Source organism: Gordonia otitidis (assembly GCF_020735545.1).
In the GTDB taxonomy this organism is placed as follows: Bacteria; Actinomycetota; Actinomycetes; order Mycobacteriales; family Mycobacteriaceae; genus Gordonia; species Gordonia otitidis.
Map to the genome: position 1 here is coordinate 1385380 of NZ_CP085974.1, position 12879 is coordinate 1398258.

Genomic DNA, 12879 nt, shown 5'->3' on the forward strand with positions numbered 1-12879 from the left:
GCTCACGCCTTCCGTACGCGATCAGGTCGCCGAACGCTGCCACACCCTGTCGGCGGGATCGTTGCCTCCGTCAGCCCTTGACGGAGATGACACCGCACGCCAGGCGCGAACCCGCGTCGCCGGTCTTCATCGTCTCGGCGTCCGGTGCCGGCGCATACCTGGTGGGGATGTTGGCGAAGTTGTCGGCCTTCTCGTGGATGATGATCGACTTGCCCGCCACCTGATTGAGATTCACCGAGTCGGTCGTGGTCACGGTCTCGCCCGTGCCGTCGGCCAACACATTGATGGAGACGAGGTCGCCGCTCGACGGGTGACCGGTGTGCCCGTCGACCTGCAGGTGACCGCCTGCCGAGGAGAACGGTGTCGAACCGCTCGCCTGGCAGACGCCGTTCTCGTGGATGTGCATCCCGTGGAAGCCCGCCGGAATCCCCTCGGTCACCCGCACGTCGACGCGCAGCGACGACCCACTCGGCGTGAAGGTCGCGGTTCCGACGGTCTGCCCCTTGGTGTCCTTGAGTTCGGCGGTGGCCGACTCCTTCGTCGAGTTCGGGATGTTGTCGGCGTCGTCGACGCTTCCCGGAGGCGCCTGGTTACCGGTCACCACCGAGGGGGTGGTTCCAGGGGTGTCCGACCGTGGCTCGTCGGGAGTACAGCCCGCGAGGGCCGCTGCGATGGCGCCCGCAGCACCCAGCGCGAGCACGCTGCGCACGGTCTTCGAGCCGAGTGTCGAACTGCCGGTCATGAAACGCTCCTAGTGATCGGTTGGGCCGTCGGGGTGAACAATCTTGTCAGCGAGAACTCACCGGGTGACCACCACCACCGCGAGGCCATCGCGGCACTTGGTGAACGACGTGGGGCGTTGCTCGACGCTGGCGTCTGAGCCGAGTGCTGTCGCCACCTTCTGTGCCTCCGCCTTCTGCGACGAATCACGGTAGAGGATGGTGTTCTCTGTGAAACTGCCGCCGTTGTAGTTGGCGGGGTCCGCTGTGGTGAACCCCTTCGCCTTCAGCTCGTCGGTGACCTCGGAGGCCAGACCCGAGATGGAGCCGGCGTTGATCACGCACAGTCGGGCATCGCCAGCCGACGCCGTGGCCGACGACGTCGCAGGAGCCGACGTGGTGGCGACACTGGCCTCGGCGTCGCGGAGCCCCTCGTCGGGGCTCTGACCCGACGTCGCCGCCGAGTGCCAACCGAGTCCGACGAACACGACAGCCACCGCGAGGAGCAGCATTGCCCCAGCCCGCAGGGGAAGGCGATTGGGCTCGCGATCAGCATTCATCACCGATGACCTTAACGCACGCGCGGCGGGCAACCGCGCTCAGCGCTACGTGATGTCGAAGCCGAGTCGCCGCGCGGCGCGCGCCTTCTGGCGCGATGCACGCAGCCTGCGCAGACGCTTCACCAGCATCGGGTCGGCGGCAAGCGATTCGGGTCGGTCGACGAGCGCGTTGAGCACCTGGTAGTACCGAGTCGCCGACAGTCCGAAGAGCTCTTTGATCGCTTCTTCTTTGGCCCCCGCGTACTTCCACCACTGGCGTTCGAACGCCAGGATGTCGTGCTCGCGACGCGACAGGCCATCCGGACCCACCTCGTGGGGATCGACGGAATGTCCGGCCGAGTTCTGCGTCGGTTCGGGTGCGTTCTCGGGTTGTTCGCCGTGCTTCTGACTACGCGCTGCTGCGCCGTCCATCTTGCTCCCTCACGCTCGCCTCCGGCCCTACCCGAATCGACTTCTCGACCGGGTCAATCGGCGTACCACCGACGGCGGCACGAATGCGAGCGACGTGTGCGTGCGACGCAATCGAATGACACCGATGTGGTTCACGGACCATCTAACCACGCCGGGTACCCGACGACCGTGCGTGACTCGCCCGGTTCCGGCTTGCCCGTGACGGGCCAGCGCCGTCGGCCTTCACACCGCGCAGTACTCTTTTCTCTCATGCCTGTGCTTCCGATCTGCATCGTCGGCGAGCCGGTACTGCACCGGCCCACCGAGTTGGTCGAACTCGACGACAAGGGTCGCCCCTCGGACGAGATCGTCACCCTTCTCGACGACATGTACGAGACGATGGACGCCGCCCACGGCGTCGGGCTGGCCGCCAACCAGGTCGGCGTCGGCAAGCGATTGTTCGTCTACGACTGCCCCGACGGCGAGGCGGGACGGGCGTCGGCGCGACGTCGGGGCGAAGTGATCAACCCCGTCCTCGAGACGTCGGAGATCCCCGAGACCATGCCAGACCCCGACGACGACGAGGAGGGCTGTCTGTCGGTGCCCGGCGAGCAGTTCCCCACCGGACGCGCCGACTGGGCACGCGTCACCGGCGTCGACCGCAACGGCGACGAGGTGGTGATCGAGGGCAACGGCTTCTTCGCCCGCATGCTGCAGCACGAGACCGGGCATCTCGACGGTTTCCTCTACGTGGACGTCCTGATCGGACGTAACGCGCGGGCGGCGAAGAAGGCGATCAAGAAGCACAAGTGGGGTGTCCCGGGACTGGCCTGGGTACCCGGCGAGCAGGCCGACCCATTCGGCCACGACGACGACTGACCTGCCGCAGGATCGCGCGATGAGTGGGAGGCCTCCGATTCCCGATCTCCCGTCAGACGCATACCCGGGCGATCGCGTCGTCGTGCGTTATCTCCTGCACGAGGATGCGCCCGCCGATTGGCGTCGCGCACCCAACCCATCGCCCGGCCCGGCGGGCGCGCCGACCATGTCCGACATCACCGGATTCGTGGTCGAGCGAGGCAGCGGCGGCGAGAGCCCGCATGGCGACTCGACGGCGCTGCACATCGAGCGCGACGGAGTCATCGAGTCGGTCCCCCGCACTGCGCTGGTATCCGTCCGCCTGCTGTCGGCTCGACCCGTGCGCAACAGCGAGATCCGCGATCTCGAACACGCTGCGGCGCTCGCGTGGCCGGGCGTGGAGTCGGCCTGGATCGCCGGCTGGCTCGTTCGCGCAGGCGCAGGATTCTCGCGTCGCGCGAATTCGGCTGTACCACTGGACCGTTCGGCCAGGGCAGATGCGTCGACACTGCGCGACATCGCCGCGTGGTACCGCGCCAGGGACCTCCCCGTACTACTGGCACTGCCCGAGAGGCTGATCACCCCACGGACCGTGCAGGGCACACCGGCGAGTCCGACGATCCACGTGCTGACACGCGACCTCGACCCCACCGACGGCACGCGTGGGTCGATCGGCGTCGACATCGCACTCGACCCGACGCCGAGCACTGCATGGTCGCTGTCCTACGGCAGGTCGGGCACCGATACGCAGGAGGTGGCTGCGGTCGTCAGCGCAGCGCGCGGCCCTGTCACCTTCGCGACCGTCGTCGATGAGACCGCATCGGTGATCGCGACCGGGCGCGCAGCGGTCACCGTCGATCCGAGCGGCGTCGCATGGCTCGGCATCACCGCACTGTGGACCGCGACGGCGCACCGCCGTCGTCATATCGCCGACGCCGTGCTCACCCGGCTGATGGCGTGGGGCGCACACAACGGCGCACAGGTCGCCTACGTGCAGGTCGAGGCCGACAACGCGATTGCCGGACGCTGGTACCGCAGAAGGGGATTCGCTCTGCACCACACATCGCACTACGAGATGGTCGACTGATGTCAGCGCGCAGGCAGACGGTGACGCAGCGTCGTCGGCAAGCAGTACTCTCAGCGGCGGCGCTCGTGGTGATCGGGCTCGTCGTGGTTGCCACGTGGTTGATCAACGGGTCGTCCGACAACTCCACATCCACCCCGACGGCACGTCCCGGCGCCTTGAGCGCGGCCGCCGCGTCGACGTCGGTTCCGCCACGGGTGACGAAGACGCTGGCACGCATCGACGCGGGCACGTGGCCGCCGGCCGATGCGCCCGGCACGAAGGGCGGCACCAACTTCGGCAACTACGAGGGACGTCTGCCCACGAAGGCGGCGTCGGGCAAGCGGATCACCTACACGGAGTGGGACGTCAATCGTCGCGAACCGGGCAGGAGTCGCGACGCCGAACGTATCGTGACCGGCAGCGATGGATCGGCGTGGTACACCGCCGATCACTACAACACCTTCGTCCGAATCCGAGGTCCCAACCCATGACGCGCGACGACAGCCCCGGCGGCAGCCGACAAGGGCCCGCCATCTCGCTGAGCGAATTCCTCGAATCCGCCGGAAACGACGGCCCCGCTGTCGGGTTGTGGGTCGGACATCGGCCACCGCTCGCTCCCGTGGGTATCGAGTTCCGCGAGATCAGTGGTCGGGCGATGACAACGCTCGACGGCCTGTACGACACCTACGCGCGGGCCTGGGATTTCCCCGACTACTTCGGCCGCAACAGGGATGCGTTCGACGAATGCATGCGCGAACTCGATGAGAGCGGCATCGAGAACGATTCCGCGGTACCTGCGGGCTACCTCACCGCCATAGTCGACGCCGATCGGACACTCGGCGACGATCCCGAGGCATTCGAGTGGTTCGCTCGATCGCAGCTGCGCTACCGGGAGCACTACCGCGACGTCGCGGTGCCCCGCGGAATCTTCGCCGTGCTGCTCGAGACGTCGGAGAGCAGGCGACACGACCTGATCGCCCGGTGGCGTCGCGCGGGTGTGGCCGTCGCAACCGTCGCCACCGACCATCGACGCTGACGCGCCTCACGCCTGCGGCACCTCGTCGACGACGGCCGGTTGCCTCAACAGGACGACACGATCACAGGCGTGCAATTGCCGGTGTGTGCAATTGCCGGTGTGTTGGATTGCCGGTGTGTGCAATTGCCGGTGTGTGGATTTGCTTGGTACGCCACGGCACAGCGGGTTACGTTGGCAACGAGTCCCGCAACCGGTCGGGGCCGATACAAGGAGTCGATCATGACCATTCTCGCTGCAACCGAGGTACTCGCCCGATCGACGACGACAACGAGCGTCGGCTGGATCGGCTACGTCATCATCGGCGCAATCGCCGGCTGGATCGCCGGGAAGATCGTCAAGGGTAGCGGCTCCGGCATCCTGATGAACATCGTGATCGGGATCGTCGGTGCGCTGATCGGTGGTTTCCTACTCAGCTTCTTCGTCGACACCGCATCCGGCGGCTGGTGGTTCACACTCTTCACCGCGGTGCTCGGCGCCGTCATCCTGCTGTGGATCGTGGGACTGGTGCAGAGCAGACGCTAATCAAAGAGCAGACGCTGACATCGTCGTCGACGCCGAACCTACGCCGAGTCATCTACGCCGGGCCTGTGATGCAGGCCCGGCGTTCTGCTACTCCCGCCTGAGTCTCAGGCTGGCGCGAGCTGTACCACGCCGGGGTGACCGTCGAGGTAGTGCTTGGTGAAGGTGCAGACCGGTCGGAGTTGCGCACCCTGGCTCCGGGCGAAGCCGATCACACTGCGTGTGAGACCCGTTCCGAGTCCGTGGCCGGTGTACTCGTCGTAGAGCACGGTGTGCAGCACGGTCAGCGTCGTCTGGCCGTCGACTGTCTCGGTCGAGTAGCCGAGGACGCCGACCAGGTCGCCCGCGACCCACAGTTCGAATCGGTCCCGGGTCGGGTTGTGCACGACCTGCGCGATCTGTTGCAGTATCGATCGCGCCGATTGTGTCGGCCGTTGATGATTCTTCCGGTGCATGCCTCGTCCATCCCCTTCCAGGTTTCGTTCGCAGCGTCTGCGCAGCTCACGACGCTGCGTCCGGTTCCCCTCCGGGCACCACTGTATGTGATCGCAGTCACATCGTAACCTGCGGAACCGTAGGTTCGCCGACTTTGAGCCGACATCGTCGTAATCGTGACGGCGCCCCCCACGACCGTTCACCAGGGATTCATCGTTCCGTGATGTACGCCGCGCGCTCGTAGGCCCACATCACGACGCCGCCACTCCGACGGCCCGCCGGTATCCGCGCATCGCGCAGAACACCAAGAATCAACGCGAATCCTGCAGCCCAGCCGAGGGTCAGACACACCGGCGCCACTACAAGCAGGTGAAGAAGACGATCGGCGATCCCACCGCGAAGAACAGGAGTCCACTACGGGTTGCGGACCCGATGCCCCTCCGAGTGAGCACCGCGAACGCCGTGGATCGGGTCACCGATGTCCGTAGCGGCGGCGCATCGACCAGTCCGGCGAGCTCCGCGGCCGCGGTCATCGGGCAACTTCCTCAGCAGCAGAACGGTTCTCGTCCGTTAGTTGGAGGAACACCTCGTCGAGCGAAGGCCGACGGAGCGCGATATCGAACACCGCAAGCCCCTCACTGCACAGCGTCGATGCGACCGCGACGACCGTGTCGAGTTCACCCGGCGCCCCGACGACGAGGACGGGCCTCGGTTCCGCCGAGGTCGGCGCGTCGAGGAAAACGTGATCGCGCAGCGCGCCGCGGGCCAGCGAAACATCCCCGGCGTCGAGCAGAGTGATCTCGCAGATGGCCGATCCCGCTTGATGTTTGAGTTGTTCTGGCGTGCCGCGCGCGACCACTGTGCCCGGTTTCGTGACCGACGGGCGTCGAGCCAGTACAGTGAGGAACGCACGACAACCGAATCAACGCGGGGGCTCTCACGTGACCGAGGGCTGAGATGGCGGCAGGCGGCCGCCGACCGCATGAACCTGTCCGGGTAATGCCGGCGTAGGGAGAATCTCATGGGCACACCTGTATCCACGCACACCGTCGACACCGACATCCTGACCACCGGCCCGATCGTGGGCAGCACCAAGCACTACCTCTCCGTCGGCGACCTCCGTGTCCCACAACGACGCATCGCTCTCACCAACGGCGAACACCTCGACGTCTACGACACCTCTGGCCCGTACACCGACGACACAGCAATGATCGACGTCGAGGCAGGACTCGCACGCACACGCGACGAGTGGCAGCGGCCCGAGCCGGTCGACGGGGCGTCGACGCAGCTGGCCTGGGCACGGGCCGGAATCATCACCGACGAGATGCGATTCATCGCCGCCCGGGAGGGCGTCGATGTCGAGTTGGTGCGTACCGAGGTTGCGGCGGGTCGAGCGGTCATACCCGCCAACCATCGCCATCCCGAATCCGAACCGATGATCATCGGCAAGGCATTCGCGGTGAAAGTCAATGCGAACATCGGGAATTCGGCAGTCATCAGTTCCATCGCAGAAGAAGTCGAGAAGATGGTGTGGGCGACTCGCTGGGGTGCCGACACCATCATGGATCTGTCGACCGGCGACGACATCCACCTCACCCGCGAGTGGATCATGCGCAACTCCCCCGTCCCGGTCGGTACCGTCCCGATCTACCAGGCACTGGAAAAGGTCAAGGGTGATCCGACCAAGCTGACGTGGGAGATCTACCGCGACACGGTGATCGAGCAGGCCGAGCAAGGCGTCGACTACATGACGGTGCATGCGGGCGTGCTTCTCCGCTACGTCCCACTGACCGCGCGTCGGGTCACCGGAATCGTCTCGCGGGGCGGTTCGATCATGGCCGCATGGTGCCTGGCCCACCACGAGGAATCGTTCCTGTACACGCATTTCGACGAGCTGTGCGAGATCTTCCGCCGCTACGACATCACCTTCTCGCTCGGCGACGGACTGCGGCCGGGGTCCATCGCCGACGCCAACGACGAAGCGCAGTTCGCCGAGCTACGTACCCTCGGGGAACTGACAGGGATCGCGAAATCCCATGGCGTGCAAGTGATGATCGAGGGCCCGGGCCACATTCCGATGCACAAGATCGTCGAGAACGTCCGTCTCGAAGAAGAACTCTGCGAGGAGGCCCCGTTCTACACTCTGGGTCCGCTCGCGACCGACATCGCACCCGCCTACGACCACATCACGTCAGCGATCGGCGCCGCCATGATCGCACAGGCCGGAACGGCGATGCTCTGCTACGTCACGCCGAAAGAACACCTCGGCCTGCCCGATCGAGATGATGTGAAAGTCGGTGTGATCACCTACAAGATCGCAGCACACTCCGCCGACCTGGCGAAGGGACACCCACGCGCACAGGAACGCGACGACGCACTGAGCAAGGCGCGCTTCGAGTTTCGGTGGACCGACCAGTTCAATCTCGCACTCGACCCGGATACGGCACGCGATTACCACGACGAAACGCTGCCCGCCGAACCCGCGAAGACCGCGCACTTCTGCTCGATGTGTGGTCCGAAGTTCTGCTCGATGCGCATCTCCGCCGACGTACGGGCCTATGCCGAGGAACACAATCTGGTGACGGCAGAAGACATCGAAAGGCGACTCGAACAGGAAATGGCTACGAAGTCAGCCGAGTTCGCAGAAGCTGGGAACCGTGTCTATCTGCCGATCGACGCCGCATCGGGAGCGCCGGGCAGATCATGACAGCACCACTGCTGCCCACCGCGGCGCCGGGTGTCGCACCGGTTCGCGTCATGACCATTGCCGGATCGGATTCCGGCGGTGGTGCCGGGATCCAAGCCGACCTGCGCACATTCGCATTGCTGGGTCTGCACGGTCTCGTCGCCGTCACGGCCGTGACCGTACAGAACTCGGTCGGCGTCAGCGGCTTTCAGGAGATCGAGCCCGATGTCGTCGCCGCCCAGGTGCGCAGCGTGGTCACCGACATCGGTACCAGCGCCACCAAGACCGGCATGCTGGCCTCGGGAGCCATCATCGACGCCGTTGCCGACGTCTGCAACGAGGTCGGAATCGGGAGCAGCGGACACACACCTCTGGTCGTCGATCCGGTCTGCGCGTCGATGCACGGCGATCAACTACTGGCCGACGACGCACTGGATGTGTTGCGCAACCGCCTCTTTCCACTGGCAACGGTCGTCACACCCAACCTCGACGAGGTACGGCTCTTGACCGGCATCGACGTCGTCGACGAACAGTCGCAACGCAAGGCAGCTCGCGAACTGCACGCGCTCGGACCGCAGTGGGCGCTTGTCAAGGGCGGCCACCTGCGTTCCAGCGCGAGCAGCCCCGATCTTCTCTTCGACGGCACCGATTTCCTCGAGTTCTCCGGAGCACGCGTCGACACCCCGCACGATCACGGAGCCGGCGACACCCTGGCAGCGGCCATGGCGTGCGCGCTCGCACACGGACACGAGGTGCCCGGCGCCGTCGACTTCGCGAAACAGTGGGTCACCCGGGGCCTGAGCTCTGCCTACCCGCTCGGCTCAGGACACGGCCCGGTCAATCCGCTGTGGCGGGTCGATTCGAGCGAGAACACTGCGCGTGCATGACGTGACGTCGCGGTCACGGAGGATGTCGCGGACGAATAACAGTCCGCACCATCCCTCGATGAACATCGCAACACGCGCCGTAGGGTGAAACCCATGGGCTGGACGTATCTCATGGACATGGACGGCGTGCTGACGAACGAGGAACACCTCGTACCCGGTGCAGACGAGTTCATCGCGGAATTGCGCAGCAAGGGTATTCCGTTCTCCGTCCTCACCAACAACTCGATACGGACGGCACGCGACCAACACGCCAGGTTGCTGCAGATCGGGCTCGACATTCCCGAGGAATCGATCTGGACGTCGGGAATGGCGACCGCCGACTTCCTCGCGTCACAGGACCAGGGCGACACCGCGTTCGTCATCGGCGAATCGGGCCTCACCACGCCGCTGTACGAGAAGGGTTTCGTTACCACCGAAACCAACCCCGACTACGTGGTCCTGGGCGAAACCCGCATGTACTCGTTCGAGGCGATCACCACTGCGATCCGGATGATCGAACGCGGCGCGAAGTTCATCGCCACCAACCCGGACGTCACGGGGCCGTCGCATGACGGTTCCATCCCGGCGACGGGCGCCGTGGCCGCGATGATCTCGAAGGCGACCGGCCGTGAGCCGTACTACGTGGGCAAGCCCAACCCCATCATGATGCGGTCGGCACTCCGGCGTCTCGGTGCTCATTCGGAGAACACCCTCATGATCGGCGACCGGATGGACACCGACATCATCGCGGGCCTCGAATCGGGTATGCGGACCATTCTCGTGCTCACCGGGATCTCCAGCCGGGGGTCCGTCGAAAAATATCCCTACCGCCCGACCCTCATCCGCGAGTCGGTCAACGATCTCGTCGGCCACACCGGCGATCCCTTCGACGAGGCCGACACGCAGGACACGGCTGGCTAGTTGTACTGACCCGGGACGTTAGGTACGGCGTTCGGCGAGTCGACGTGACATAGGGAAGACCTCCGAGTGAGGTGTGGAGCTGTCTAGGAACCGCTCCTCAACCCGGAGGTCTTCGTGTCTCACCGTAATTCACCGTTGTCCCCGACTGGCCGGTTGCGTCTGGCTCGGTGTGTTGTCGAAGATGGGTGGCCCTTGCGCCGCGCGGCTAACCGGTTCAACGTGTCGGTCACCACGGCCAAGCGATGGGCGGATCGCTACCGCGAATCGGGGCCGGCCGGGATGGGTGATCGGTCCAGCCGGCCCCGATCGTGTCCGCATCGCACCCGCCGGCGCCGGGAACGCCGAGTCGTCGGGTTACGCGTCTCCCGTCGCTGGGGGCCGGCCCGGATCGCGTTTCACCTGGGCTTGAACGTCTCCACGGTGCACCGCATCCTGACCCGGTACCGATGCCTGCGGTTGTCGTGGATCGACCCGGCGACCGGGGCGCCGGTACGTGCCCGCCGGCGCGAGGTCCGCCGGTATGAACGTGAAGCGCCCGGAGACTTGATCCACGTCGACATCAAAAAGCTCGGGAGAATCCCCGACGGAGGTGGACATCGCGTACACGGCCGCGCCCAGGGCGCCCGCAACTCCAGTGCCCACCGCGAGCCTGGGCGAACCCGCAAAGTTGCTGGCCGCCCGAACCTGGGGTACGCGTATCTGCATCACGCCGTCGACGACCATTCCCGCTACGCCTACTCCGAGATCCTCGCTGATGAGAAGAAGGAAACCGCGACCGCGTTCATGACTCGGGCGTTGGCGCACTTCGCCTCGATCGGTGTCACCACCGCGCGAGTGATGACCGACAACGGCTCTTGTTACCGGTCCCGGGTATTCCGGGACTTGTTGGACGAAAACGGGATCAAGCACAAGTGGACCAGACCGTACCGGCCGCAAACCAATGGCAAGGTCGAACGATTCAACCGGACCCTCCAGGAGGAATGGGCCTACGCCCGTCCCTACCTCAGTGAAACCGAACGCGTCGCAGCCTTCCCCGAGTTCCTTCGCATCTACAATCACGAACGCGGCCACACCGCACTCCGAGGCAACTCACCCGCCGACCGCGTACCCAACCTGGCGGGTCAGTACAGCTAGTCGGCTCGGACAACCGGCATTCGCGCACGCGAACTGCCCGCCCCCTGGGGGACGGGCAGTTCGCTGTATGTGCTTGTGCTGTCGAGAATTCAGTGCACTCAGTTCGAGGCGAGAGCCTTCGACTTCAGTTGTTCGTATTCTTCGGGGGTGATCGCGCCGGAGTCGAGAAGCGACTTCGCGTCCGCGATCTGCTGAGCGGGAGAGGTACCCGCGACGTCGCGGATGTACGTGTCGGATTCCTTCTTGTATTCCGCGGCGGCGGCCTGCGCGCGCTCCTGCATTCCCCTGCCCTTCACCAGCAGATACACGATGGCCGTGATGTAGGGGAAGATGATCAGGAAGATGACCCAGGCTGCCTTGGCCCACCCCGAGGACTTATGGTCGCGGAAGAGGTCGGCGATGATGTACCACAACACGATCAGGTAGGCGACGAACGCGAAGATCACGACCATCGTCCACAGGAAGTTCCAGAAGCCTTCCCACATTTGGTTTCTCCTAGCTTGGCGGGAACCGACTATTTCGGCCGTGCCTAAAGGTACAGGCATTCGTGGATGGCTGAGGGCCGGCGCAGTGGATTCGTCCGCGTAGTCGGGCAGGATGGGACTTATGACCCTCCAACTCGGACTCGACACCTTCGGCGACGTCACCGTCGACGACTCCGGCGACACCGTCTCCTACGCGCAGACGATCCGCAACGTACTCGAGCAAGCCGTCCTCGCCGATTCCGTCGGCGTCGACTTCTTGGGACTCGGTGAGCATCACCGCGACGACTACGCGGTCTCGGCACCGGATGTCGTGCTCGGCGCGATAGCGGCGCGTACCCGACGCATACGACTCGGATCGGCCGTCACCGTGCTCAGTTCCGACGACCCGATCCGGGTGTTCGAGCGCTTCTCGACCGTCGACGCGATCTCGTCGGGACGCGCCGAGGTGATTCTCGGGCGCGGTTCGTTCACCGGGTCGTTTCCGCTGTTCGGGTTCGAGCTCGACCAATACGAAGAGCTCTTCAACGAGAAGCTCTCGCTTTTCGCCGAGCTGCGGACCGGTCAGCCCGTCACCTGGAGCGGCACTCTGCGGCCTGCGCTCGATGACCAATCGGTCTACCCACTGCTGGAGAATCCCCCGCTGCCCACGTGGATCGCAGTGGGTGGGAGCCCGGAATCGGTGGTTCGGGCCGCGAGCTACGGCCTCCCGCTGATGCTCGCGATCATCGGTGGCGATCCGCTGCGGTTCGCACCGTACGTCGACCTTTATCGTCGTGCCCTCGAACAACTCGACAAGCCAACCGATCTCCCCGTCGGAGTTCACTCCCCCGGGCACGTCGCAGACACCGACGAACAGGCACGCGACGAACTGTGGCCGCATTACCGCGTCAGCGTCGGTCGCATCGGCGCCGAACGCGGCTGGCCGCCACCCACACGCATCGAGTTCGATCAGTCGACCGGACCCAACGGTTCGCTCTACGTCGGGTCCACGGAGACGGTGGCGCAAAAGATCGCGAACACTGCGAAGGCGTTGGGACTGAGCCGGTTCGATCTCAAGTACTCACACGGCACACTCCCGCACTCCGCGCTCATGCGTAGCGTCGAACTCTATGGCACACAGGTGATCCCGCGGGTGCGCGAGCTGTTGGAGTCCTGAGGGGCCATCTCATGGGAGGTGCCGCCACCTGACTCCGTGTGTCGACGG

17 protein-coding genes and 1 riboswitch are annotated in these 12879 nt (G+C 65.4%); of the genes, 10 read left to right on the top strand and 7 right to left on the bottom strand.

What is annotated here, in order from left to right:
* Nucleotides 1-70: 70 nt before the first annotated feature.
* From sodC to LK459_RS06290, 3 genes are read right to left on the bottom strand one after another with little or no spacing between them, the layout of a single operon-like run.
* The gene (sodC, locus tag LK459_RS06280) at nucleotides 71-742 is read right to left on the bottom strand and encodes a superoxide dismutase[Cu-Zn] (RefSeq protein WP_007240190.1); all 672 of its coding nucleotides are present in this window, start codon (nucleotides 740-742) and stop codon (nucleotides 71-73) included.
* A 57-nt stretch (nucleotides 743-799) separates the two neighbouring features.
* Nucleotides 800-1279: a LytR C-terminal domain-containing protein gene (locus LK459_RS06285; protein WP_227922308.1), complete on the bottom strand. Its 480-nt coding sequence runs from the start codon at nucleotides 1277-1279 to the stop codon at nucleotides 800-802.
* Between the two features lie 45 nt (nucleotides 1280-1324).
* Nucleotides 1325-1690, bottom strand: a complete 366-nt coding sequence (locus LK459_RS06290; protein ID WP_007240192.1) for a DUF3263 domain-containing protein — start codon at nucleotides 1688-1690, stop codon at nucleotides 1325-1327.
* Between the two features lie 249 nt (nucleotides 1691-1939).
* Here LK459_RS06290 and LK459_RS06295 point away from each other — a divergent pair, with 249 nt between their 5' ends.
* The 5 genes from LK459_RS06295 to LK459_RS06315 all read left to right on the top strand — a co-directional run bounded on the left by LK459_RS06295 (nucleotide 1940) and on the right by LK459_RS06315 (nucleotide 5151).
* Nucleotides 1940-2548, top strand: coding sequence for a peptide deformylase (locus LK459_RS06295; protein ID WP_227922309.1), 609 nt, complete (start codon nucleotides 1940-1942; stop codon nucleotides 2546-2548).
* 19 nt (nucleotides 2549-2567) lie between these two features.
* A complete protein-coding gene (locus LK459_RS06300) occupies nucleotides 2568-3614 on the top strand; it encodes an N-acetylglutamate synthase, CG3035 family (RefSeq protein ID WP_227922311.1) in 1047 nt (348 codons plus the stop codon).
* The gene (locus LK459_RS06305; protein WP_039993366.1) at nucleotides 3614-4084 is read left to right on the top strand and encodes a ribonuclease domain-containing protein; all 471 of its coding nucleotides are present in this window, start codon (nucleotides 3614-3616) and stop codon (nucleotides 4082-4084) included. Before LK459_RS06300 ends, LK459_RS06305 begins: the two co-directional genes overlap by 1 nt.
* Complete coding sequence (locus LK459_RS06310) at nucleotides 4081-4629, top strand: barstar family protein (RefSeq protein ID WP_007237336.1); 549 nt, start codon at nucleotides 4081-4083, stop codon at nucleotides 4627-4629. Before LK459_RS06305 ends, LK459_RS06310 begins: the two co-directional genes overlap by 4 nt.
* Before the next feature lie 219 nt (nucleotides 4630-4848).
* Nucleotides 4849-5151, top strand: coding sequence for a GlsB/YeaQ/YmgE family stress response membrane protein (locus LK459_RS06315; protein ID WP_007237337.1), 303 nt, complete (start codon nucleotides 4849-4851; stop codon nucleotides 5149-5151).
* Between the two features lie 104 nt (nucleotides 5152-5255).
* Here LK459_RS06315 and LK459_RS06320 read toward each other — a convergent pair whose 3' ends face one another.
* The 3 genes from LK459_RS06320 to LK459_RS06330 form a co-directional block, all read right to left on the bottom strand.
* Nucleotides 5256-5603, bottom strand: a complete 348-nt coding sequence (locus LK459_RS06320; protein WP_007237338.1) for a GNAT family N-acetyltransferase — start codon at nucleotides 5601-5603, stop codon at nucleotides 5256-5258.
* A 339-nt stretch (nucleotides 5604-5942) separates the two neighbouring features.
* On the bottom strand, nucleotides 5943-6116 hold the full coding sequence (locus LK459_RS06325; RefSeq protein WP_007237339.1) for a hypothetical protein: 174 nt from the start codon (nucleotides 6114-6116) through the stop codon (nucleotides 5943-5945).
* Complete coding sequence (locus tag LK459_RS06330; protein WP_007237340.1) at nucleotides 6113-6442, bottom strand: hypothetical protein; 330 nt, start codon at nucleotides 6440-6442, stop codon at nucleotides 6113-6115. Before LK459_RS06330 ends, LK459_RS06325 begins: the two co-directional genes overlap by 4 nt.
* A 58-nt stretch (nucleotides 6443-6500) precedes the next feature.
* Nucleotides 6501-6611, top strand: a riboswitch (TPP riboswitch).
* On the opposite strand from LK459_RS06330, the gene thiC reads away from it, so the two are divergent.
* From thiC to LK459_RS06350, 4 genes are all read left to right on the top strand, one after another.
* The gene (thiC, locus tag LK459_RS06335; protein WP_227922314.1) at nucleotides 6605-8290 is read left to right on the top strand and encodes a phosphomethylpyrimidine synthase ThiC; all 1686 of its coding nucleotides are present in this window, start codon (nucleotides 6605-6607) and stop codon (nucleotides 8288-8290) included. It overlaps the preceding riboswitch by 7 nt.
* Nucleotides 8287-9156 carry a bifunctional hydroxymethylpyrimidine kinase/phosphomethylpyrimidine kinase gene (gene thiD / locus LK459_RS06340; RefSeq protein WP_007237342.1) on the top strand — a complete coding sequence of 290 codons (870 nt, stop codon included), beginning with the start codon at nucleotides 8287-8289 and terminating at the stop codon, nucleotides 9154-9156. The genes thiC and thiD overlap by 4 nt, the downstream gene beginning before the upstream one ends.
* Nucleotides 9157-9249: 93 nt before the next feature.
* Nucleotides 9250-10056: an HAD-IIA family hydrolase gene (locus tag LK459_RS06345; protein WP_007237343.1), complete on the top strand. Its 807-nt coding sequence runs from the start codon at nucleotides 9250-9252 to the stop codon at nucleotides 10054-10056.
* Between the two features lie 114 nt (nucleotides 10057-10170).
* The gene (locus tag LK459_RS06350; RefSeq protein ID WP_039993135.1) at nucleotides 10171-11190 is read left to right on the top strand and encodes an IS481 family transposase; all 1020 of its coding nucleotides are present in this window, start codon (nucleotides 10171-10173) and stop codon (nucleotides 11188-11190) included.
* A 98-nt stretch (nucleotides 11191-11288) separates the two neighbouring features.
* On the opposite strand, the gene LK459_RS06355 is transcribed toward LK459_RS06350, so the two are convergent.
* Nucleotides 11289-11675: an SHOCT domain-containing protein gene (locus LK459_RS06355; protein WP_007236768.1), complete on the bottom strand. Its 387-nt coding sequence runs from the start codon at nucleotides 11673-11675 to the stop codon at nucleotides 11289-11291.
* A 121-nt stretch (nucleotides 11676-11796) separates the two neighbouring features.
* Here LK459_RS06355 and LK459_RS06360 point away from each other — a divergent pair, with 121 nt between their 5' ends.
* Nucleotides 11797-12831, top strand: a complete 1035-nt coding sequence (locus LK459_RS06360) for an LLM class flavin-dependent oxidoreductase (RefSeq protein ID WP_227923592.1) — start codon at nucleotides 11797-11799, stop codon at nucleotides 12829-12831.
* Nucleotides 12832-12879: the final 48 nt, after the last annotated feature.